The organism is Pseudomonas sp. Bc-h (assembly GCF_002080045.1).
GTDB lineage: Bacteria > Pseudomonadota > Gammaproteobacteria > Pseudomonadales > Pseudomonadaceae > Aquipseudomonas.
The window spans coordinates 110,939-133,647 of record NZ_MUIN01000003.1 but is presented as its reverse complement, the minus strand read 5'-3'; the positions used below and the strand labels follow the sequence as shown (position 1 = coordinate 133,647).

Genomic DNA, 22,709 nt, shown 5'->3' with positions numbered 1-22,709 from the left:
TAAAGAAGGAAAGTATTTAAAGCTTTTCTGTAAAGCTTATAGAAGCTTAGGGAGGCATCTTCTGTGGATAACTACCGCTAGGGCTTCTAGATCAATGTGTACAACGGATCAAAAGTCTGTCCACAAGCGGTGCTCCGGCTGTGCTGCACCCTCGGAAAACCTGTGCGTGGAATAATGATTTATCCACAGGCTCGTTATCCACAGATTTCAGGCCAGAGTTATGCAATGGGGTCACCCCCAGTTATCCACAGAGCTTATTCACATGCCGTTCGTCGGCATTCGGATCGATAAAAGCTTGATTTCGATGCGCCTCTAAGCGACCTACATGTGGATAAGTCTGCTGGGGGTGGTTACAATGGCCGCTTGTTTTTGCCTCACCGGCTTTCGAAACTTAGGGGATATCCGTGTCAGTGGAACTTTGGCAGCAGTGCGTGGAGCTTTTGCGCGATGAGCTGCCTGCCCAACAATTCAACACCTGGATCCGTCCGCTACAGGTCGAAGCCGAAGGCGACGAGTTGCGTGTCTATGCGCCTAACCGATTTGTGCTCGACTGGGTAAACGAAAAGTACCTCGGTCGTCTGCTCGAGCTTTTGGGTGAGCATGGCCAGGGCATCGCACCTGCCCTGTCCTTATTAATAGGCAGCAAACGAAGTTCTGCGCCTCGTGCTGCACCCAATGCCCCTTTGGCCGCTGCCGCCGCAGCTTCCCAGGCTGCTCAAAGTGTCGTTAGTAATGGCGCTGGTTCGCCTGCGTCGGTTTCGGAGCCGGTGGTGGCGCCCCCTTCAGTCGTGCAGGCATCCCTTGATGTCGATGACGAGCCTTCGCGCGCAAGTTTCGACCCTATGGCAGGTGCCAGTTCTCAGCAGGCCCCAGCGCGGGCGGAGCAGCGCAACGTACAGGTTGAGGGTGCGCTTAAACACACCAGTTATCTGAACCGCACGTTCACCTTCGAAAACTTCGTTGAAGGTAAGTCCAACCAGCTGGCCCGCGCAGCGGCCTGGCAGGTGGCGGACAACCCAAAGCATGGTTACAACCCGCTGTTCCTTTATGGCGGTGTTGGTCTGGGTAAGACTCACTTGATGCATGCTGTGGGTAACCATCTGCTCAAGAAGAATCCGAACGCAAAGGTTGTGTATCTGCATTCGGAGCGTTTCGTTGCGGACATGGTCAAGGCGCTGCAGCTGAATGCGATCAATGAATTCAAACGCTTCTACCGCTCGGTCGATGCTCTGCTGATCGACGATATTCAGTTCTTCGCCCGTAAAGAGCGTTCTCAGGAAGAGTTTTTCCACACCTTCAACGCCCTGTTGGAAGGTGGTCAGCAGGTGATTCTCACCAGCGACCGGTATCCAAAAGAGATTGAAGGTCTTGAGGAGCGCCTCAAGTCGCGTTTCGGCTGGGGTCTGACTGTTGCGGTCGAGCCTCCAGAGCTTGAAACGCGGGTCGCCATTCTCATGAAGAAGGCGGATCAGGCGAAGGTTGATCTTCCCCATGACGCTGCGTTCTTCATTGCGCAGCGCATCCGCTCCAACGTCCGTGAGCTCGAGGGCGCGCTCAAGCGAGTCATCGCTCACTCGCACTTCATGGGGCGTGATATCACCATCGAGCTGATTCGTGAATCGCTCAAGGATTTGCTGGCACTGCAGGACAAACTGGTCAGTGTGGATAACATTCAGCGGACGGTCGCTGAGTACTACAAGATCAAAATCTCCGACCTTTTGTCGAAACGTCGTTCCCGATCGGTCGCGCGGCCACGGCAAGTGGCCATGGCGTTGTCCAAAGAACTGACCAACCACAGCTTGCCGGAAATCGGCGATGTGTTTGGCGGCCGCGACCACACGACCGTGCTGCATGCCTGCCGCAAAATCAACGAACTTAAAGAATCCGACGCGGATATCCGCGAGGACTACAAGAACCTGCTGCGTACTTTGACTACGTGATGCCGACGCAGCTTATCAAGGCAAGGGACTAGACCATGCATTTCACCATTCAACGCGAAGCCCTGTTGAAACCCCTGCAACTGGTCGCGGGCGTTGTCGAACGCCGCCAGACCTTGCCGGTTCTCTCGAACGTGTTGTTGGTCGTCGAAGGCCAGCAGTTGTCACTTACAGGCACCGACCTGGAAGTCGAACTGGTTGGTCGTGTGCAGCTGGAAGAGCCTGCGGAGCCCGGGGAAATCACTGTCCCCGCGCGCAAGCTGATGGATATCTGTAAAAGCCTGCCGAACGATGCGCTCATCGATATCAAGGTTGACGAGCAAAAGCTTGTCGTTAAGGCCGGTCGCAGTCGCTTTACGCTGTCGACGTTGCCTGCCAACGATTTCCCGACCGTTGAAGAAGGCCCTGGCTCGCTGACGTTCAACCTGGTGCAAAGCAAACTGCGCCGCCTAATCGAACGCACAAGCTTTGCCATGGCGCAGCAAGACGTTCGCTACTACCTGAATGGTATGTTGATCGAAGTCCAGTCCGGTGTATTGCGTGCAGTCGCCACCGATGGCCACCGTCTGGCGATGTGTTCGATGGCTGCGGACATCGAGCAGGCCGATCGTCATCAGGTGATCGTTCCACGCAAAGGTATCCTTGAGCTGGCTCGGTTGCTGACCGAACAGGATGGTCTGGTAAGCATCGTTCTTGGTCAGCATCACATTCGCGCCACCACTGGTGAGTTCACTTTCACGTCCAAGCTGGTAGACGGTAAATTTCCGGATTACGAGCGTGTCCTGCCCAAGGGTGGTGACAAGCTGGTCGTTGGCGACCGTCAGGCGCTGCGCGAAGCGTTCAGTCGCACGGCGATTCTGTCCAACGAGAAGTACCGCGGCATTCGTCTGCAACTCGCGAGCGGTCAGTTGAAGATTCAGGCCAACAACCCTGAGCAGGAAGAGGCTGAGGAGGAAATCAGCGTCGACTACAACGGCAGCTCGCTGGAGATCGGTTTCAACGTGAGCTATCTGCTGGACGTACTGGGCGTGATGACCACCGAACAAGTGCGTCTGATCCTTTCCGACTCCAACAGCAGCGCGTTGGTCCAAGAGTCTGGCAACGACGATTCGGCTTACGTTGTCATGCCGATGCGCCTGTAACCAGCAGCCATTAGATGTCTCTCAGTCGCGTCTCGGTCACCGGGGTGCGCAATCTGCACCCGGTGACCTTCTCCCCTTCTCCCCGAATCAATATCCTGTACGGCGCCAACGGCAGTGGCAAAACCAGTGTCCTGGAAGCCATCCACTTGCTTGGCCTCGCCCGCTCATTTCGTAGCGCTCGTCTGCAGCCTGTCATCCAATATGAACAACCCGCTTGCACGGTGTTTGGGCAAGTCCAATTGGCTGAAGGTGGTCACAGCAATCTGGGTATTTCCCGTGATCGTCAGGGTGACTTTCAAATTCGCATTGACGGTCAGAACGCGAAGAGCGCCGCACAATTAGCCGAAACCCTTCCATTGCAGCTGATCAATCCAGACAGCTTTCGTTTACTTGAAGGCGCGCCGAAGATCCGTCGGCAGTTTCTGGATTGGGGAGTGTTCCACGTGGAACCTCGGTTCATGGCCACTTGGCAGCGTCTCCAGAAGGCGCTGAGGCAGCGAAACTCGTGGCTTCGGCATGGTACACTTGACGGCGCTTCGCAGGCGGCCTGGGACCGGGAACTGTGCCTGGCCAGTGATGAAATCGATGAATTTCGCCGGGCCTATATCAAGGCTTTGAAACCTGTCTTTGAGCAAACCTTGAGCGAACTGGTACAGCTTGAAGGTTTGACGCTCAGTTACTACCGCGGTTGGGACAAAGAAAAAGACTTGAGCACCGTGCTCGCCTCTTCTCTCCATCGCGATCAGCAAATGGGGCACACGCAGGCAGGACCACAGCGTGCTGACTTGAGGCTTCGGCTAGGAGGTCATAACGCAGCGGACATCCTGTCGCGCGGTCAGCAGAAACTTGTCGTCTGTGCGCTGCGTATTGCTCAAGGACATTTGGTCAGCCAGGCCCGCCGCGGGCAATGTATTTATCTCGTCGATGATCTGCCATCGGAGCTCGACGAGCATCACCGCAGCGCGCTTTGTCGCCTGCTGGAAGAATTACGCTGCCAGGTATTTATCACCTGTGTAGATCATGAATTGTTGAGGGAAGGCTGGCAGACGGAAACGCCAGTTGCTTTGTTCCACGTGGAACACGGCAGTATCACCCAGACCCACGACCATCGGGAGTGAATGCATGAGCGAAAATCAAACGTACGACTCGTCCAGCATCAAGGTGCTGAAAGGGCTTGATGCCGTACGCAAGCGTCCCGGTATGTACATCGGCGATACGGACGATGGCAGTGGTCTTCACCACATGGTGTTTGAGGTGGTGGATAACTCCATCGACGAAGCTTTGGCTGGCCATTGCGACGACATCAGCATCATCATCCATCCTGACGAATCCATCACCGTGCGCGATAACGGTCGCGGCATTCCGGTGGATGTGCATAAAGAAGAAGGCGTTTCCGCGGCAGAAGTCATCATGACTGTGTTGCACGCCGGCGGTAAGTTCGACGACAACTCCTATAAGGTATCCGGCGGATTGCACGGTGTAGGTGTGTCGGTGGTGAACGCCCTTTCCGAAGAGCTGAATCTGACCGTTCGCCGCAGTGGCAAGATCTGGGAGCAGACTTACGTCCACGGTGTTCCGCAGGAACCGATGAAAATCGTTGGTGACAGCGATTCCACCGGTACTGAAATCCATTTCAAACCCTCCGCCGAGACATTCAAAAATATCCACTTCAGCTGGGACATCCTGGCCAAGCGGATTCGTGAGCTGTCGTTCCTGAACTCCGGTGTCGGCATCGTCCTGAAGGATGAGCGCAGCGGCAAGGAAGAACTGTTCAAATATGAAGGCGGTCTGCGCGCATTCGTTGAGTACCTGAACACTAACAAGACGCCGGTAAATCAGGTCTTCCACTTCAACATCCAGCGCGACGATGGCGTGGGTGTCGAGATTGCTTTGCAGTGGAATGACAGCTTTAACGAAAACTTGCTGTGCTTCACCAACAACATTCCTCAGCGCGATGGCGGTACTCACTTGGTGGGTTTCCGTTCCGCACTGACGCGTAACCTGAACAACTACATCGAGCAGGAAGGTCTGGCGAAGAAGCACAAAGTCGCCACCACCGGTGACGATGCGCGCGAAGGCCTGACCGCGATCATCTCGGTTAAAGTACCTGATCCTAAATTCAGCTCGCAGACCAAAGACAAGCTGGTGTCGTCCGAAGTGAAGACCGCAGTTGAACAGGAGATGGGTAAATACTTCTCTGACTTCCTGCTGGAAAACCCGAACGAAGCCAAAGCGGTTGTGGGCAAGATGATCGACGCCGCGCGTGCTCGTGAAGCTGCACGTAAAGCGCGTGAGATGACTCGTCGTAAGGGCGCTCTGGATATTGCCGGCCTTCCGGGCAAACTGGCTGACTGCCAGGAGAAAGACCCTGCCCTTTCCGAACTGTATCTGGTGGAAGGTGACTCTGCTGGCGGTTCCGCCAAGCAGGGACGTAACCGCAAGACCCAGGCCATCCTGCCGCTCAAGGGCAAGATCCTGAACGTTGAAAAAGCCCGCTTCGACAAGATGATTTCGTCTCAGGAAGTCGGGACCTTGATCACCGCGCTGGGCTGCGGGATTGGCCGCGATGAGTACAACATCGACAAGCTGCGTTATCACAACATCATCATCATGACCGATGCTGACGTGGACGGTTCGCACATCCGCACGCTGCTGCTGACCTTCTTCTTCCGTCAGTTGCCTGAGTTGGTCGAGCGTGGCTACATCTATATCGCTCAGCCGCCGTTGTACAAAGTGAAGAAAGGCAAGCAAGAGCAGTACATCAAAGACGACGACGCCATGGAAGAGTACATGACGCAGTCGGCTCTGGAAGACGCCAGCCTGCATCTGAACGAGTCGGCACCTGGTATTTCCGGTCCTGCGCTGGAAAAACTGGTCAATGATTTCCGCATGGTCATGAAAACCCTCAAGCGTCTTTCGCGCCTGTACCCGCAGGAGCTGACCGAGCACTTCGTGTACCTGCCGCCAGTGTCGATGGATCAGCTTTCGGATCACGCCGCCATGCAGGATTGGCTGGCCAAATTCGACGAGCGTCTGCGCGTGGGCGAGAAGTCAGGGCTGGTTTACAAAGCCAGCCTGCGTGAAGACCGCGAGCGTAATGTCTGGCTGCCAGAGGTCGAATTGATTTCGCACGGTCTGTCCAACTACGTCACGTTCAACCGCGATTTCTTCGGCAGTAACGACTACAAGACCGTTACCGCACTGGGCGCACAGATCAGCACCCTGCTTGAAGAAGGCGCGTACGTTCAACGTGGTGAGCGCAAGAAGCCAGTCACTGAGTTCAAGGAAGCCCTCGCCTGGCTGATGGCTGAAAGTACCAAACGCCATACCATTCAGCGATACAAAGGTCTGGGCGAAATGAACCCTGACCAGTTGTGGGAAACCACTATGGACCCGAGCGTTCGTCGCATGCTGAAAGTCACCATCGAAGACGCGATCGCTGCCGATCAGATCTTCAACACGTTGATGGGTGACGCTGTAGAGCCACGTCGCGACTTCATTGAAGCTAACGCGCTGGCAGTTTCAAACCTGGATTTCTAAGGTTTAAAACCGCTGAAAAACAAAACCCCGGCCGATTCATCATCGGCCGGGGTTTTTTATTTTCAAGCTTCTGTATCTTGAATGGACGCCTGGCAGCTTCAAATCTCTAACAGAGGAATTGCTCCATTCCATAGACAGCCGATTCAGACGCGGTTTCCAAGAGATGCTGTTTCATGGAACTCACAATCGTACGTTCGGGTGTTTCGCGGGTGATACGCAATTGGAGACCGTTGGTCGATAGACTCACACAAGTCACAAACCTTGCGCATACTCAGACCGTCGAGCGATGCCGACGGCGACAGTTATCTGTCCCGACGCAACCAATGGTCGTCGACGCAGTACCCCCGGACGCGACTGAAGTCGTGACGGCATCAGCAGTCATCGTTTTATCCACGCGCCCCCGCATTGCGCATGGTTGATGTGAACCCCCCTTTTGGTTTGCCACTTCCGAGGCAACTCGGTGCGGTAGCTATACCAAAATTTTTGTTCCTGCCTGTTGTACCCCTGTCGCCAGACACTGGCTCGCAGGTGCCACCTGCCCTCTTCACGCTTTGGGGTCAGTGCCCGGCAAAAATCCCCGACATCTCTATGGCCTACACCGGTGAACATCCGGACGGTCTGCGGCTTTGTTTTGCCATTTTTTCTATCCATTTTTTGGCCCTGGCGCGGAAAAGGATGCGTGAATGATCAACCGGAAAAATCTCCTGACGTTGCTCGTGGTCGTCCCTTTTCCGCTGGCCGCTATGGAAGGCAAGCCGCAGAGTGTTGAACTGGGTGGTTTTGACTTCACTCCGAGCCTGAAGGTCAGCGAGCAGTACGACGACAACTTTCGAACGCTGCCGGACCACGAGGAATCCTCCTGGATAACTTCCGTGCGCCCGACGTTCCTGCTGCAAACCCAGACTCGTACCAGTGGTTATCAACTGGAATACGCGGTCGACAGCCGCACTTATCAGGATCATGCCGACGCCGACCATGTCGATCAGGCGCTCAAGGGCAAAAGCGTCATGGAGTTCGATTCACGAAACCGCCTGAATCTCGAACTTGGTTATCGCCGCGCTGAGGACACCGTGCAGACCGCCGAGCCTCGCGAGAACGACAAGTACACCCTGAAGAACGGCAAGGTCGGTTACACCTACGGCGCCCGGACCGCCCTGAACCAGATCGAAGTTTCAGCCGAGTATCAGGAGCTGCGCTATCGCAACAGCGGCACGCTCAACGACGACAAGGAACATGACACCACCACTTACATAGGCACTTGGTATCACCGGCTCGGTGGCAGCACGCGTGGTCTTGTCGAACTGCGCCACAGTGATTTCGATTATGTGATCAGCAACAGCCCGCGCAACAGCACCGGGGATGCCGCACTGGTGGGAGTCACCCGAGATATCACCGCCAAGCTCAGCGGCAGCGTGCGTGTCGGCTATGAGCGCAAGAATTTCGACAACAGCGACGTCAACGATTACAGCAGCCCGACGTGGGAAGCCAACGTTGAGTACAAACCGCGTACCTACTCCACGTTCTACGTCAACGCGCGCAAGTCCTTCGAAGAAGGCGACGATGGCGCGAACACCGTGCATGACACCAGCACACGCTTGGGATGGCGGCACACCTGGTCACCCTGGATCGCCACTGACGTTCACTACCGCTACGCCGATCTTGAATACCTGGGCGTTGGTGGCCGAGACGACAAGCTCAACACCTACGGCGCCTCAGTCATCTACTCGCCCACGCGCTGGGCGGATATCTCGCTGGGTTACCAGCGCTGGAAAAACGATTCGGATCTGGACGACCAGACCTACACGCGCAACGTGTACATGCTGACGTTCGCCCTGACCCTTTGAGATTCAGCTGCACCGCAGTGGGTCCGTCACGACCCGTTCCATTTCTGTAAAGGAGGTTGTCCCAATGACTGTCCGTCAAATCCTGATCGCCACGATGCTGTGGCTCTGCAGCGCGCCTCTGTTCGCTGCAGCGCAGTACCAGCTCAGTTCAGGCGATGTCATCAACATCAACGTCTTCGGCGAATCGGACTTGAGTTTCAAGGAGATCCGACTGACTGACGCGGGCACTTTCTCTTACCCGTTCATTGGCGAAATCAATGCCAAAGGGCTGACACCGACAGCGGTTGAAAAGCTGATCACCAGCAAGCTCAAGGACGGTTATCTGGTGGACCCGAGAGTGTCGGTCAGCGTGCTCACCTATCGCCAGTTCTACATCAGTGGCGAAGTGAAGCTGCCTGGTGGCTACCCGTTTCAGCCGGGGCTGACGCTTGACCGAGCGATAGCTGTCGCCGGCGGCCTCACCGAGCGGGCGTCGGACAAGCGCATCAGCATCATTCGAGGGGCCGACCCGAGTCGAAGCATTGCCAAGGCATCGCTGAACACGCTGGTTGAACCAGGCGACACCATCAACATCGATCAGGGGTTCTTTTGACCATGGGCCAGATCAGCATAAGCAGCAGGCGGAACGAGATCTCACGTCACTCCGTAGGCATGCCGGATGAGGACAGGGATTTCATCGACTCGCGCAAAATCGGACAGACGCTATGGGCCAGCAAATGGAGCATTCTGACCATCACCCTCGTCGCGGTCCTTCTGGCGGCCGTACTGATGCAGACGATCACCCCGGTGTATCGCGCCGTGGCATCGCTGGTAATCGAGCCAAAGGGTGCGTCGCTCATTTCATTCCAGCCACTTGCCGATCCGAACAATCCCACCAGTGACTATCTGCAGACCCAGATCAGCCTGATCCAGAGCCGTGGAGTGGCCGAGCGTGCGGTGAAAGAGCTGAACCTGACTGAGCATCCCGAGTTCGATCCGCGCCAGCGGCCATACCTGATGACCCGTCTGAAATCACTGGTCTCGTCCCTGAGCCCGGGATTGTTTCCCGCCAGCTGGAGCGAAGGTGAAGCGTTGACGCCGACGCAGATATTCGATGCAGCGGTGATGGAATTGATGGAACACACTTCGGTGGGCTCGGTCGGTAAGAGCCAGTTGGTGACCATTGGCGTGACACTCAAGGACAAGCAGACCGCCGCCGCTGCCGCCAACGCCTTGGCTCGTGGTTATCTGGACAGCCGACTCGATGCACAGGTCAATGATTCGCTCACCGCCAGCCGCTGGATGGATACGCGAGTGATCGAACTGCGCACGCAGCTGCAGGAGTCGGAGAACAAGCTTCAGGTGTATCGCGATGCGCAGGGTCTGGTGGATGTTGGTGGCGTGACCACGATCACTGCCAACGAGTTGGCCAAGACCAGTGATCGTATGATCGATGCGCGCCGTGAGCGCGCCGAAGCGCAGAGCCAATACCAGCAGGTTCAGTCCATCGGCGGCAAGAGTGCCGGTCAGCTTTCGACGATTCCCGCCGTTATCAATAACCCGGTGATTCAGCAGTTCCAGGCCGATGTGGCGAAGGCGCAGGCCAAGGTCGACGAGTTGTCGCGACGTTACGGCGACCGTCATCCGAAGATGATCGCCGCGCGTTCCGATCTGGCTGCGGCCAAGGCGAGCATGGCGACTCAGGTCAATCAGGTGGTGGCTGGCCTGCAGAACAATTACCAGCTGGCGCAAGCGAACGAGAATGCGCTGCGGGCGTCGGTGAACACCAGCCGCGCGCAGATTCAGGACATCTCGCGCAAGGAGTTCAAGCTGCGCGAACTGCAGCGCGACGTCGACAGCAACCGCTCTCTGTACGAGACATTCGTCAATCGGCTGAGAGAGACGACCGCTACCGCAGACCTGGGTTCGAGTAATGCGCGCATCGTCGATGAGGCAATCACGCCTCTGCAACCCAACACGCCACGCAAGTCGCTGATCTTCTCAATCGCCGCAGCATTGGCTTTTGGCTTCGCTTGCGCGCTGTCGCTGTTGCGCGATGCGATGAAGAACACCGTTAAATCCACGGAAGACGTCGAGAAGAAAATGCACCTGCCTGTTCTTGGTGTGGTGCCGTTGGTGCAGAAGAAAAACCGGGCACGCATCGCACGGCAATTCGAGCGCAACGACGATACGGCGTTTAGTGAGGCCATTAGAACGACACGCACCGGGGTCATGCTCAGCGATATCGAAAGCCGCCGTCATGTCCTGGTGATCACCTCCTCCGTTCCTGGAGAAGGCAAAAGCGCTATCGCGGTCAACCTGGCCTGCGCACTGGGAAGGCTGGAGCGGGTGTTGCTGATCGAGGCAGATCTTCGGCGACCGACACTGGCCAAGAATCTGGGTCTGAGCAATGGCCAGATAGGATTGGCGAATCTGGTCGACGGCAGCGCGCGCAGCGGCGAGTGCATTCAACAGGTGGGCGATATGGATGTTCTGCCCGCCGGGGCGGTGCCCTCCAACCCCTTGGAGTTGCTGGCGTCGCCACGCTTCACCAGCTTCCTGGATTGGGCCAGGCCGCGTTACGACAGGATCATCATCGACTCCCCTGCCAGCCATTCGGTCAGCGATGCGGCGTTGCTCTGCGCTCTGGCCGATGCGGTGCTCTACGTCGTCAAATCTGACAGTACGTCCACACCGGTGGTACAGCGTGGGGTCGGGCAACTGCTGCGCAACGGCGCGCCTGTGATCGGCGTCATCCTCAACCAGGTCTCGGCGATCAACGCGCGCTACGACCATCAGGGCTATTACGGCTATCTGCCGGGCGAGGCCTATCAGGCAAAGGTGTAACGGGAACGGCGAAGGTCGCTAAAAGGAAATCATCAGCTCAGCCTGGGCAACGTCTTACAGGCCATGCGACGAACGCTTGGGAGTATCACCATGCTTGCTCGACGCTTACATCCTTCGGTCAATCGAAGGGGCTTGACGTTCTGGGCCCAGTGGTCAAGTGCCACGGTCCTGTCGACTCTTGTCATCTGCCTGCTGGTATTTGACCAGTTTGGCTACATCGCTACCGAATACAGAGTGCTCCTGCTGCTCGCTGTCCTCGCCTCGGTGCCCATCTACACGGCGCTGCATGTGTACCACAAACGCTACGGCTATGGTCTGGGCCTGCTGCGTTTGCTGGCGGCGTGGTCGTTGCTGATGGGGGCGCTGTCGGCGGTGGTTCTGGTCTGTCTGGAGTACGTCGACCTCGATCAGGATCTGTTGGTGAGAATGGCCATTTTCGGCTTCCTGGCGCAGGCGTGCAGCTATTTGCCCCTGCGCTATCTGACCAACCTCCACGCCCGCTGGCTGCGTTACGAACGCACTGCCGTGATTGTCGGTACCTGCCCGTTGGCGTATAGCCTGGCGCAACGGTTGCGCGAACGGGTGCCCATACTCGGGATGGTATCGACCGGCGATGAGGCGATTGAGCACATTGCACACGACAGTGATTTACCTGTGCTCGGCACCCTGCCCGGCCTGAATGATCTGGTGACACGCGACAGCATCAGGCGCGTGTACATCGCCATGCCGCTGAGCAAGGCGGCGCAAATCGAGGCCATTTACCTGGCCCTGCTCGACCTCAATGTCGACGTGGTGTGGATTCCCGATTTCAGCAGCATGATGCTGCTCAATCAGTCCATTTCCCAGATCGAACAATTCCCCGCGATCTACCTGAACGAGACCCCGCTCAGTTCCCATCCGGCGGCAGCCTTGGGCAAGGAGTTGTTTGATCGGGGCCTGGCGCTGGTGGCGTTGATCATCCTGTTCCCGGTGATGCTTGCGGTGGCGCTTGCAGTGAAGCTGTCGTCGCCGGGGCCGGTGTTCTTCCGCCAGCCACGCCATGGCTGTAATGGGCTGGTGATCATGGTGTGGAAGTTTCGCTCCATGCGCCTTCATGACGATACCGAGGTCAGGCAGGCAACACAGCATGACTCACGCATCACCCGCGTCGGAGCGTTCATCCGCCGTACGTCTATCGATGAGTTGCCGCAATTGATCAACGTGTTGCGCGGGGAAATGGCGATGGTCGGACCACGTCCCCACGCAGTCGCCCATAATCACTATTACGGGGACAAGATCATGGCCTACATGGCCCGACACCGGATCAAACCGGGGATCACCGGGCTGGCTCAGATCAGCGGTCTGAGGGGGGAAACCGAGACGCTGGAGAAGATGCAGCAACGGATCGAAAAGGATCTGGCCTACATCAATCACTGGTCGCTGTGGCTCGACCTCAAGATCCTGGTGAAAACGCCTTTTACCCTATTCTCACGCAATATCTATTGAGCGCCGCGTCACGCGAAGGAGATGGGCATGGCAGATCCCGAATTGACCGCCAACGATTTGCCCGGCACGGGATGGCGTGGCGCGGTTCGGCAACTGTGGCGGGCGAAGCTGGTGCGCAACATCGTTACGACGATTTCCGGCAGTGCTGGCGCCCAGGCAATCAACCTGGCATTGATTCCGCTGATCATGCGCATCTACGGCCCCGAGGCGTTCGGGGTGGTCGGCACGTTTCAAAGCCTGACGATCATCCTCATCCCGTGGTGCGCGCTGACATATCCGATGGCAGTCGTGTTACCGCAGTCCGAACGCGATGCCCGTGGATTGATTCGTCTGTCGTTGTGGGTGGCGGCGGCGATCTGCGGTGTCACGGCCTTGCTCTTGTATGGCTGGGGTGAGGCAGCGTCTCGTGCACTGGGCATCGAACTGTTGATCCCCTACTTGATGCTGTTGCCGATTGTCATGTTCAGCTCGGCAGTGCTGGAGATCACGCAGCAGTGGCTATATCGCAACCAGCGCTACAAGCTGACTGCGCGTGCGGCGACCTTGCATGCGTTGATCTACAACGCGACCCGCAGTGGCGCCGGTCTCATCCTTGCCACGGCGCCTGTGCTGGTGGTGACCAGTGCGCTCTACTACGTTATCCACGGCGCTTTGTTATTGATCGGCATACGTTTACGACGCGAACCCAGCCTGTTGGCTCGCGCTCACATCGTTCCCGAAGTCACTGAGGAACCACGCAAAACCCTGCGTCAGCTGGCTGCCGAGTACCGGGATTTTCCGCTGTTTCGTGCGCCGCAAGTCCTGATCAATGCGCTCTCGGTGCACATGCCCACGCTGGTGCTGGCATCGGCTTTCGGTGCGGTGCCAGCCGGTTTTTTTGCGCTTTGCCTGCAAGTGCTGGCGATGCCCAGCAACTTCATCGGCAAGGCCGTTGGTAGCGTTTATTACCCGCGTATCACCCAGGCCATCCACGCCCGCGAGCCGGTGGCCGGATTGCTGGTGCGCGGTGTGGCAGGCATGTCGTTGGCCGGGCTGGTTCCATTTGCCGCGTTGGTCATTGCCGGGCCCTGGATGTTTCATCTGGCCTTCGGCGGTGAATGGGAAACCGCTGGCGAATACGCGCGCTGGCTGGCGATATCCGAGTTCGCGGGGTTTATCGGCGGCCCTTGTCTGGTCGCGATTCCCGCCCTCTCATTGCAGAAAATCTTTCTGGTATTCGAGATCGTCAGCACCAGCCTGCGGATTTCAGCAGTATTGGCTGGCGCGTTTTTCTTCAAGGACGCCTTGGCCGTGGTCATGGCGTTTGCGGCGGCCAATGTCCTGATCAACCTGTCGATGATCGTCATCGTGCTGTTTGAAGCCCGACGCTGGCATCGCCGGCTGTGCCAAGAACAGCTCTGATTCAAAAATGATTTTTCAGCTATCGGGCGGCAGCTACGTCTGCTGTTTGTCTGTCCTTCCTGAGGATCTCTTCCATGAACACTGACAAGGTTTGCGCGATCATCCTCAACTGGAACGGTGCCGAGCAAACGCTCGACTGCATCCGTTCGCTGGAAGCCTGCGGGTCTATCCCGGTGGTGATCATCGACAACGATTCACAGGTTGCCGATTACCAGAAGCTGCACAGTTTCATGCTCGACCAGGACACCGACGAGACGTTGATCACCAGCCAGGACGAGATTGGCCACGAGGCGCGCAAGTACGCCTATTGCCTGATCAGAAACAACGGGAATCATGGTTATGCCGGTGGCAACAACGTCGGCATCGACTACGCCAACCGCGCCGGCTACGAGTATTTCTGGATACTCAACAACGACATCACGGTCGAGCCCGGCTCGCTGGAAGCGTTGATGGCAACCATGGAAAGCGATCCACGCTGCGGCTTCAGTGCCTCGGTGCTGGTCTATGCCGACAACCCGGACATCGTGCAATGCGTCGGTGGCGGCACGGTTTATCCCTGGCTCGGCAAGACCCGGCTGATTGGCAAGAATGCCGAGCGCGCACAGCTTTCCACTCTGGATCTACCGACCCCGGACTACCTGATGGGCGCCTCGATGCTGGTGTCGCGCCGGGTCATCGAACAGGTCGGGCTGATGGACGAGCGCTATTTCATGTACTCCGAAGAGGTCGACTGGCAGCGTCGAGCCGCGACGCGCGGCATCACTTGTCAGGTGTCGCTGGACAGTTTTGCCCGGCATGGCGACAGTGGCAGCACGAAGGGTAAGAGCCACTTGTTCCACTTTTATCGGAACCGCGCTGCGATCATGTACAACCGCAAATTTCACTCGACCACCTGCTGCGTGGTGTCGTCGCTGGCACTGGCGTCGATCACCGTTTTGCAGAACAGCCGCAGTCCGAAAAACATCCGCTATGGGCTCAAGGGGATCAGCGAGGGTTTCGCGTTCTCCTGGCACTGACGAATCAACGCTCGTTCTCCCCTGCTCCGGGATTTCACCGACGAAGGTATTTCGCTGTGACCAGAAGGCTCCTTTCCTATCGGACGCTGTTGTTCATTCTGCTCTTCCTGAACTCGGCGTGCTTGTTTCTCACCGACAACAAAAAAGCCGGCCTGCCCTATCTGCGCGAGATGTTCATCGTGGCGATCGTGCTGTCAGCTTTGACCCTGTTGTTGGTCTGGAGGCGTGCGCATCAATCCAGGGCGGCGTTCTGGGTAGTGTGTTTTGGCTTGCTGCTGCCTTTATTGTCGGCATGTCTGGCCAATGCCAAATTCGGTCAGCCGGTGCTGTTCGGTCTGCTGGAAGAGCGTCGCAGTTTTCTGTATCTGCTGTTCTTCCCGGCCCTGTACTTGATGATCAAAGCGCGTCCCACACAGGAGGAACTGGAGCGCTTCTTTCTGGTGTCTGGCCTTGCGTGCGTGACGGTCGGTTACCTGTATTACCTGGGGATCCTGCCGGAAAACAATGATGTCGCTTTCACCGTCGATGAAAAGGACTACGGGCTCAATCCGCTGCGGCCCAACCGCTTCAGTGTCGGCGCAGCGTACGTCAGCGTGTGTGCCTACATGCTGATGTATCGCCTGCGACGGAACTACTCATTGGCATCGGTCGCACTATTACTGCTGTTCGCATCGTATCTGTGGCTGGTACTTCAGACCCGTAACACCATGTTGGTCTGGGCACTGGCCGGGCTGTGGATCTTTCGCAGCCGCTGGGGTGTCTTGCTCAAGTCGGGCGTCGCCGTGGTCGCCATCGTGGCGGTGGCGTATTTCATCGTCCCGGATTTCTTCACCGACCAATACGAGAGATTCAATGCCTTGCTCTTCGAGGCGACCAGCGAAGGCGGTGTGAGGGCCACGACCTCGGACATTGTCCTGCAAGAGATTCAGCAGAATTACTACATCGGAATGGGCGCGTTGTCGTTGCAGTGGCAGAACGGCTTCGCGCGGCTGTACAGCGCGTACTTCTATCTGTCCGACGTGGGCCTTTTGGGCGTGCTTTACCGCTTTGGCTTTCTCACCCCGATCGTCGCGCTGTTCTACTACTTCGGTTATTGGCGAATCATGCGCCAGTGTCGGCGCAAGGGCGATTTGCTCAGTGCGCTGCAACTGGATTTCCTGCTCAATGCGCTCAACTTCTTCCTGTCCACCTCGATCATGTACGGCGGCGACCTGGCCGGGTTTGCGATTGCAGCATTCGTGTACTTTGCACGGGCCTCGGTATTGAGCAACGAATCTCGTCGGCATTCAGTTGCCCCAGAGCACAGCTATCGCCAGCCGCTTCAACAGCACCGATGATTCAACGGCGGGCCGGCGCAGGCCCGTAATCCGTGCACTTCGGCGCTTCCAGATATTTGGCCAGCACCTGCCACTGCGGCCGGTCGCGGCCGTCGACGGGTTCCAGGTTCATGGGTTCGCGCCCCCAGCTTTCACCTGAGGTCCAGTACGCCACCGGCACGCAATGCTGGCGCAGAAAACCGAGCAGACGATCCGCCGCTTCGTTCCAGTGCGGATCGTTGTCGGGAAAGCCCATCTCACCAATCTGCCCGCGTCGACCGTTCTTCTGCAGCCATTCGATGAAAGGTTTTACTCGACGCACGCCGATATCCGGATCGATCGGCGTGCCTTTGGCGTCCTTGTACACACCGCTGCCGTTTTGATCCATGTACAGATGTGCGGAAAACACGATGTTGTTCGCCGGGTCTTTCAGCGGCAGCAAGGCGTCGTTGTACTGGGGCCAGCGCTCGGCACTGGACCAGGAGCGACCTTCGACAATGATCAGCCGTTTTGAGTCTGTCTGACGAATCGCGTCGATTCCCGCCTGCGCGGCCTGCGGCCAGCTGGCGTCGGAGTCATCATGGGGCTCGTTCATCAAGTCGTACGCATAGAGTGCCGGCGCGTCATGCCAGCGCTCGGCAACGCGCTGCATCAAATTCCGGTAATGGTCGACCGTCACCTGCCGGCTGCCAATCACCTGCCCCCGGTACCGAGCATAGTTATGCACATCGAGGATCACGCCGATGCCTTGCTGGTTCGCCTGCACGAGCATCTTGTCTATCAACCCGGCATATGTGGCATCCAGCCCACCGCCCAACACTGGCTGTAACCGCTCCCACTTCAATGGAAAGCGCACTGTGCGTATGCCCTTGGCTTTCCAGCGAGCGAAATACCCTTCACTGGGGAAGAAGTAGTGCGTGCCGTTCACTCCGGGAAACACATTGTCCGAAGACTCCGCCCCCGAAACGTTGATCAACACCATCGGCAGGGACGCGGCCTGAGCAGTCACACACATTCCCTGAATGACAGTCAGCGACAAGCCGGCCAGCACCGACTTGCGCAACCACCTCATAGCGCGACTCAACCTCGCCGTGTTTTCACCACGTAAGACTCCCGAACGGAATTCGTGTTGTTCAAGCAACGCGGGCGTTACGTCTGCCTGCCTGTTACGTCGCTCCTGATGCTTACCGCTGGTCCTCGAGAGGGTCGCATTCGCCGTTATCGCGCTGATGTTCAGTGTGGTTCGGCTCTGCACGCGATTATTCATTAGCAGGAGCCCGCCCTATGAAAGTGTTTGGAATCGAGTTCTATCGTGGACGACAACGGGAGCTCATCGACGAGTTGATCAAGCTCAGTGACGCACCTTTCAAGTACCTGGTAACCGCCAACGTCAATCACATCGTGCTGCTCGAACATGACGAACAGTTCCGAGAAGCCTATCGCTACGCAGGGCATCGATTATGCGACAGCCGCGTGTTGTTTCCGGTGCTGCAGCGTCTGGACGCCGGGATCGCCGAGCCGATTCCCGGGAGTACGCTGACGCGCGCGATGATGAATATCGCGCAACTCAGGCAGTGGCCGGTGACGGTTCTGGGATGCGAAAGGGACGTCGTCGCGACTCTGAAAAGAAACTACCCCTCCGTGACCTTTCATCACTACAACCCGCCAATGGGGTTCATCAATGACCCCGAGGAGGTGGAGCGCTGCATTGCCTTCATGCAGCGCCAACGCTCGCGCATGACGTTCTTCTCCGTGGGCTCTCCTCGCCAAGAAATTCTCGCCTGCGCGTTGTTCAAACGGGGCGGCGCCACGGGCATCGGTTTATGCACAGGCGCGTCGCTCGATTTTTTGTCGGGCAAGGTCAAGCGGGCTCCGATATGGGTACAACGCTTGTCGCTGGAGTGGTTGCATCGGTTGTGTACCGAGCCCAGACGGCTGGGTCGACGTTACGCAGTCGATGCCTACCGCATACTGCCGATCATCGCTCGGCAGTTCCGCAATCGTTAGGGCACCTTGCGTTCACGTCAGAACGCTAAGCACTTTCTTGCATGGGCCAGCTTTGATAGCCCGATATTGGTTCATCAGTTCAACCAGAAACCCCGGTCGATGCCAGTCGCTCGGGGTTTTTGCGTTTCAGACCGTGCCTTTTCGCATGCCGGCCCAAGCTTTCAGACCGCTGAATGACGCGCCGAGCTGTGCAGCAAAACCATGCCGGCGCGCCATCGCCGGTTTCTCGATGAAGTGCCAGGAGAACATCGCGGCGATCAGCACGATTGGAAATGCCACCAGCATCATGCTGATCGGACCGATGCCTTTGACCTGATGCGCGAGGATTTCCTGAACCGGGAAAGCGTAGATGTAGACACCGTACGAATAATCGCCCAACTGGTTGTAGCGATCCACAAAACTGTTGGTGGCAAAACCAAGGTAGAAAATCAGGTAGGTCCAGGCGATGACGAAGCACTCGAAAAAGAAGGGCGTCTGATAGGCCCACCCTGCCAGCGCTGCCAGTGGCAGGAACCAGATGAAGCGATGCTGGACGTGCTGCCGATACCTATACAGCGCCATGCCGAGCACGAATGGCAGGCTCCAGGTGAAGAAGAATTGTGCGCGATGCAGTTCGTTCAGGAGCTCGGTGTTCGCCAGCATGGCTTTGAAAGCGACGTAGACAATCGCGTACACCAGCAGAAAAACCGCAAAGCGTGGGCCTTTCCCATAGAACGCGAAGGCCCCCAATCCGCCCACAAGAATGTAGAGCGTGACTTCATAGATGAGCGTCCACAGCGAGCCGTTGATGCCCGGCCATGGATTGTTTTCGAACAGACCCGGCAACTGGAATTTCATGCTGAACAGCATCAGGTTGTTGCTTAGATAGCTGTAAATTGCACCGGAGCGGAAATATTCCAGCGTACCCAGTGTCGTAAAGATCGGCCCGACCAGAAACACGCTCAGCAGCAGGACCAGCGTCAGGCCGGGATAGATGCGCAGAAAGCGCGCGGAGAAGAAATCCAGATTGCTGGGCGCGCGATCCCGGCTCAGGGAAATGAAGAAACCGGACACGCAAAAGAAGGTGATGACTGCGAGTTCGCCCAGCGAAAGGCCAAGCCAGCTGGAGAGCGGTTCAACTGCGGTGCTGCCCTGAGCCAATGGATAACTGTGCGAAATCAGCACGGCGGTGGCGGCGAGCATCCGGATCAGGTTGAAGTTATTGTTTCGTCTGGACGCCAGATCACCCAATGTATTCATATCGCCTCCGCCCGCGATCAGGGCAACAACGTTCCGATCCATTCACCGCTGTGATGCTTCACGTCCCGAACAACGCGCAATACCGAAGAGGCAGGAAATGTGGTTCCACGCTGGAACCATACACCGGCCATGTACAGCGTCTAATTGCCATCACTAATCGACCCGTGAATAACCTGCTTGCCAAAAATTTGACCAAAGGCGCCACTCGATAGATTTCTTGCAACGAGCGTCGGTTGTCAGCCATTCAACCTGATTTCTGGAAATGAACATGCCTGCCGAATCTGCCCGCAACACGCTGCAGCAAACCGTCGAAGGTCAGCGCCTTGAGGGCGATGGTGCTGCGCAATGGCGTGAATGGGGGCCCTATGTGAGTGATCGTCAGTGGGGCACGGTGCGTGAGGACTACAGCGCAGACGGCGATGCCTGGGATTTTTTTCCCCACGATCACGCCCGCGGTCGTGCCTACCGCTGGGGTGAGGACGGTTTGGCCGGGTTCTCCGACAAATCGCAGCATTGGTGCCTGGGGTTGGCGCTGTGGAACGAGCGCGACCCGATTCTCAAGGAGCGCCTGTTCGGTTTGAACAACGCCGAGGGCAATCACGGCGAGGATGTGAAGGAGCTGTATTTCCATGTGGATGGCGTGCCGAGCCACGCCTACATGCGCATGCTCTACAAATACCCTCATGCGGCGTTTCCCTATAGCGATCTGGTAGAGGAAAACGCGCGGCGCGGGCTCGACGACCCTGAGTACGAGGTTCTCGATACCGGGGTATTCAACGACAACCATTATTTCGACGTCAGCATCGAATACGCCAAACACACTGCCGACGATATCTTCATGCGAGTCACGGTGGTCAACCGCTCCGATCGGGCGGCGCGCCTGCATGTGCTCCCTCAACTGTGGGCGCGCAACATCTGGAGCTGGGCCCCTGAAACCGAGCGCCCAGCCCTGTCGCGTGTGGATAACCGGGTGCTGGCGGTTCACCCGTTGCTGGCAAATAAAGAAGCGACGGCGTGGGGCCACGAAACCTGTGATTGGCTGTTCTGCGAAAACAGCACCAACACGCCGAAGCTATTCAACCAACCGGCGACCGGGCTATTCAAGGACGGCATCAACGACTGGCTCGTGGCGGGAAATGCAGGTGCGATCAGCCGTGACTCGGGGACCAAGGTTGCCGCGCATTTTGTGATGGCGCTGGAGAGCGGCGCCACGCAGATGGTTTATCTGCGTTTTGCACCGGCAGGCTCCGACCATGTGAATGCCAGGGCGCTGTTCGAGCGTCGCCGCAGTGAGGCGGATGATTATTACGGCGTGCTGCAGCAAGACCTGAAGGATGCCGATGCCCGTAACGTGCAACGTCAGGCACTGGCCGGGCTGCTGTGGTCCAAGCAACTGTACTATTTCGACGTCAAAGCCTGGCTCGACGGGGATCCGGGGCAAGGCCCGTTGCCTGCGGGGCGCTCACATATCCGCAACAACCAGTGGCGACATCTGTGCAATTTCGACATCGTTTCCATGCCGGACAAGTGGGAATACCCCTGGTATGCGTCGTGGGATCTGGCGTTCCAGGCTGTGGCCTTTGCGCTGATCGATATCGAGTTCGCCAAGGATCAGTTGTTGCTGCTGGTCAAAGACCGCTTCATGCACCCCAACGGCCAGCTCCCGGCCTATGAATGGCGCTTCGATGACGCGAATCCGCCGGTTCATGCGTGGGCGTCGTGGCGGGTCTACCAGATGGAAAAGACGCAAAAAGGCCAGGGCGACGTGGTGTTCCTCGAACGGGTTTTCCACAAGCTGCTGCTGAATTTTTCCTGGTGGGTCAATCGCAAGGACGCTGAAGGCCACAACATTTTTCAAGGCGGCTTTCTCGGGCTGGATAACATTGGCCTGTTCGACCGCTCAGCCGCCCTCGCCCCCGGTTATCAACTGGATCAGGCCGACGGCACTGCCTGGGTTGCCGGCTATGCGCTGGACCTGATGCGTATTGCGCTGGAGCTCGCTCAACACAACGAGGTGTATGTCGACATCGCGGTGAAGTTTTTCGAACACTTCCTTTATATAGCGGGCGCGATCAACGAGGTGGACAAGGAAGAAATCGAAGGCCTGTGGAACGATGAGGACGGTTTTTTCTATGACGTATTGCACCGCCCGGACGGCCTTCGTGAATCCGTGAAGCTGCGCTCGTTCGTCGGCCTGATCCCATTGTTTGCCGTACGCGTGCTCGAGCAGCGCGAACACGAAGGCCTGAAAGATCTGCGCGAGCGTCTGCTGGGTTTCCTGCATCACCGGCCGGATCTCGCCGCCTTGATCTCACGCTGGACCGAACCGGGCAAAGGCAATCGCCTGCTGCTCGCACTGCTGCGCGGGCAGCGGACCAAGGATCTGATCAAGCGAATGCTCGACGAAAGCGAGTTTCTTTCTGGCTTTGGCGTGCGTTCGTTGTCTCGGTTTTACGGCGAACAGCCGTTCAGCATGCAGATCAATGGCAATACGTTGTCGGCGGATTACGAGCCGGCGGAATCCAGTTCACGGCTGTTCGGCGGCAACTCCAACTGGCGCGGGCCGGTATGGATGCCGCTGAATTACATGCTGATCGAGTCGCTGCGTGAGTTTCATCGCTACTATGACGAGAACTTTTCCGTGGAATACCCGACCGGCTCGGGCTATCTGGCAACACTTGAGGAAGTGGCTGACGGACTCAGCCGTCGAATCAACAGCCTTTTCCTACGCAACGAAGAAGGAAACCGCCCTTCAATGGCAGGGTACCCACAGCTTGAAATAGACCCGCAAAGCCGCGACCTGGTGTTGTTCCACGAATATTTTCATGGCGAAAACGGCCGTGGACTCGGGGCTTCTCATCAGACAGGCTGGAGCGCGCTGGTCGCCTTGTTGCTGCAGCCGAAGGCGTAAGCTGGCCGACCGTTCACAGGGAAGTCGTTGCAGAGTCACTCGCCG

At 57.4% G+C, this 22,709-nt stretch carries 15 protein-coding genes; 13 read left to right on the top strand and 2 right to left on the bottom strand.

Annotated elements, in window-relative coordinates:
- The first annotated feature begins 404 nt into the window (after positions 1-404).
- The 11 genes from dnaA to BWR59_RS05300 all read left to right on the top strand — a co-directional run bounded on the left by dnaA (position 405) and on the right by BWR59_RS05300 (position 16,528).
- Positions 405-1,940 (top strand): chromosomal replication initiator protein DnaA, encoded by a 1,536-nt coding sequence (dnaA, locus tag BWR59_RS05350; protein ID WP_081564614.1) that lies wholly within the window; start codon positions 405-407, stop codon positions 1,938-1,940.
- 35 nt (positions 1,941-1,975) lie between these two features.
- The gene (gene dnaN / locus BWR59_RS05345) at positions 1,976-3,079 is read left to right on the top strand and encodes a DNA polymerase III subunit beta (protein ID WP_081564613.1); all 1,104 of its coding nucleotides are present in this window, start codon (positions 1,976-1,978) and stop codon (positions 3,077-3,079) included.
- A 14-nt stretch (positions 3,080-3,093) separates the two neighbouring features.
- Positions 3,094-4,197, top strand: a complete 1,104-nt coding sequence (gene recF, locus BWR59_RS05340; protein ID WP_081564612.1) for a DNA replication/repair protein RecF — start codon at positions 3,094-3,096, stop codon at positions 4,195-4,197.
- A gap of 4 nt (positions 4,198-4,201) precedes the next feature.
- Positions 4,202-6,619, top strand: a complete 2,418-nt coding sequence (gene gyrB, locus BWR59_RS05335; protein WP_081564611.1) for a DNA topoisomerase (ATP-hydrolyzing) subunit B — start codon at positions 4,202-4,204, stop codon at positions 6,617-6,619.
- A 683-nt stretch (positions 6,620-7,302) separates the two neighbouring features.
- Positions 7,303-8,463 (top strand): outer membrane beta-barrel protein, encoded by a 1,161-nt coding sequence (locus BWR59_RS05330; RefSeq protein ID WP_230981966.1) that lies wholly within the window; start codon positions 7,303-7,305, stop codon positions 8,461-8,463.
- A 94-nt stretch (positions 8,464-8,557) separates the two neighbouring features.
- Positions 8,558-9,055 (top strand): polysaccharide biosynthesis/export family protein, encoded by a 498-nt coding sequence (locus BWR59_RS05325; protein ID WP_230981971.1) that lies wholly within the window; start codon positions 8,558-8,560, stop codon positions 9,053-9,055.
- A gap of 59 nt (positions 9,056-9,114) precedes the next feature.
- Positions 9,115-11,289, top strand: coding sequence for a polysaccharide biosynthesis tyrosine autokinase (locus BWR59_RS05320; protein ID WP_230981965.1), 2,175 nt, complete (start codon positions 9,115-9,117; stop codon positions 11,287-11,289).
- A 90-nt stretch (positions 11,290-11,379) separates the two neighbouring features.
- Positions 11,380-12,774, top strand: coding sequence for an undecaprenyl-phosphate glucose phosphotransferase (locus BWR59_RS05315; RefSeq protein ID WP_081564608.1), 1,395 nt, complete (start codon positions 11,380-11,382; stop codon positions 12,772-12,774).
- A 27-nt stretch (positions 12,775-12,801) separates the two neighbouring features.
- Entirely contained in the window at positions 12,802-14,175 is a 1,374-nt protein-coding gene (locus tag BWR59_RS05310) for an oligosaccharide flippase family protein (protein ID WP_081564607.1), read from the top strand.
- A gap of 74 nt (positions 14,176-14,249) precedes the next feature.
- Complete coding sequence (locus tag BWR59_RS05305; protein WP_081564606.1) at positions 14,250-15,191, top strand: glycosyltransferase family 2 protein; 942 nt, start codon at positions 14,250-14,252, stop codon at positions 15,189-15,191.
- A 56-nt stretch (positions 15,192-15,247) separates the two neighbouring features.
- A complete protein-coding gene (locus BWR59_RS05300; RefSeq protein ID WP_081564605.1) occupies positions 15,248-16,528 on the top strand; it encodes a hypothetical protein in 1,281 nt (426 codons plus the stop codon).
- Position 16,529: 1 nt separating this feature from the next.
- On the opposite strand, the gene BWR59_RS05295 is transcribed toward BWR59_RS05300, so the two are convergent.
- Positions 16,530-17,579, bottom strand: a complete 1,050-nt coding sequence (locus tag BWR59_RS05295; RefSeq protein ID WP_081564604.1) for a glycoside hydrolase family 5 protein — start codon at positions 17,577-17,579, stop codon at positions 16,530-16,532.
- Positions 17,580-17,791: 212 nt separating this feature from the next.
- On the opposite strand from BWR59_RS05295, the gene BWR59_RS05290 reads away from it, so the two are divergent.
- A complete protein-coding gene (locus BWR59_RS05290; RefSeq protein WP_081564603.1) occupies positions 17,792-18,514 on the top strand; it encodes a WecB/TagA/CpsF family glycosyltransferase in 723 nt (240 codons plus the stop codon).
- Positions 18,515-18,640: 126 nt separating this feature from the next.
- On the opposite strand, the gene BWR59_RS05285 is transcribed toward BWR59_RS05290, so the two are convergent.
- The gene (locus tag BWR59_RS05285) at positions 18,641-19,753 is read right to left on the bottom strand and encodes an acyltransferase (protein WP_168184453.1); all 1,113 of its coding nucleotides are present in this window, start codon (positions 19,751-19,753) and stop codon (positions 18,641-18,643) included.
- Between the two features lie 268 nt (positions 19,754-20,021).
- On the opposite strand from BWR59_RS05285, the gene BWR59_RS05280 reads away from it, so the two are divergent.
- Positions 20,022-22,664, top strand: coding sequence for a glucosidase (locus BWR59_RS05280; RefSeq protein WP_081564601.1), 2,643 nt, complete (start codon positions 20,022-20,024; stop codon positions 22,662-22,664).
- The last annotated feature ends 45 nt before the right edge of the window (positions 22,665-22,709 follow it).

What these genes read in the sequence shown, in the direction of transcription:
- BWR59_RS05325 (WP_230981971.1), top strand. Translation starts at nt 8,558, where the DNA reads ATGCTGTGGCTCTGCAGCGCGCCTCTGTTCGCTGCAGCGCAGTACCAG.
- dnaN (WP_081564613.1), top strand. Translation starts at nt 1,976, where the DNA reads ATGCATTTCACCATTCAACGCGAAGCCCTGTTGAAACCCCTGCAACTG.
- gyrB (WP_081564611.1), top strand. Translation starts at nt 4,202, where the DNA reads ATGAGCGAAAATCAAACGTACGACTCGTCCAGCATCAAGGTGCTGAAA.
- BWR59_RS05315 (WP_081564608.1), top strand. Translation starts at nt 11,380, where the DNA reads ATGCTTGCTCGACGCTTACATCCTTCGGTCAATCGAAGGGGCTTGACG.
- BWR59_RS05305 (WP_081564606.1), top strand. Translation starts at nt 14,250, where the DNA reads ATGAACACTGACAAGGTTTGCGCGATCATCCTCAACTGGAACGGTGCC.
- BWR59_RS05330 (WP_230981966.1), top strand. Translation starts at nt 7,303, where the DNA reads ATGATCAACCGGAAAAATCTCCTGACGTTGCTCGTGGTCGTCCCTTTT.
- BWR59_RS05320 (WP_230981965.1), top strand. Translation starts at nt 9,115, where the DNA reads ATGCCGGATGAGGACAGGGATTTCATCGACTCGCGCAAAATCGGACAG.
- BWR59_RS05310 (WP_081564607.1), top strand. Translation starts at nt 12,802, where the DNA reads ATGGCAGATCCCGAATTGACCGCCAACGATTTGCCCGGCACGGGATGG.
- BWR59_RS05290 (WP_081564603.1), top strand. Translation starts at nt 17,792, where the DNA reads ATGAAAGTGTTTGGAATCGAGTTCTATCGTGGACGACAACGGGAGCTC.
- BWR59_RS05285 (WP_168184453.1), bottom strand. Translation starts at nt 19,753, where the DNA reads ATGAATACATTGGGTGATCTGGCGTCCAGACGAAACAATAACTTCAAC.
- BWR59_RS05280 (WP_081564601.1), top strand. Translation starts at nt 20,022, where the DNA reads ATGCCTGCCGAATCTGCCCGCAACACGCTGCAGCAAACCGTCGAAGGT.
- BWR59_RS05295 (WP_081564604.1), bottom strand. Translation starts at nt 17,579, where the DNA reads ATGAGGTGGTTGCGCAAGTCGGTGCTGGCCGGCTTGTCGCTGACTGTC.
- recF (WP_081564612.1), top strand. Translation starts at nt 3,094, where the DNA reads ATGTCTCTCAGTCGCGTCTCGGTCACCGGGGTGCGCAATCTGCACCCG.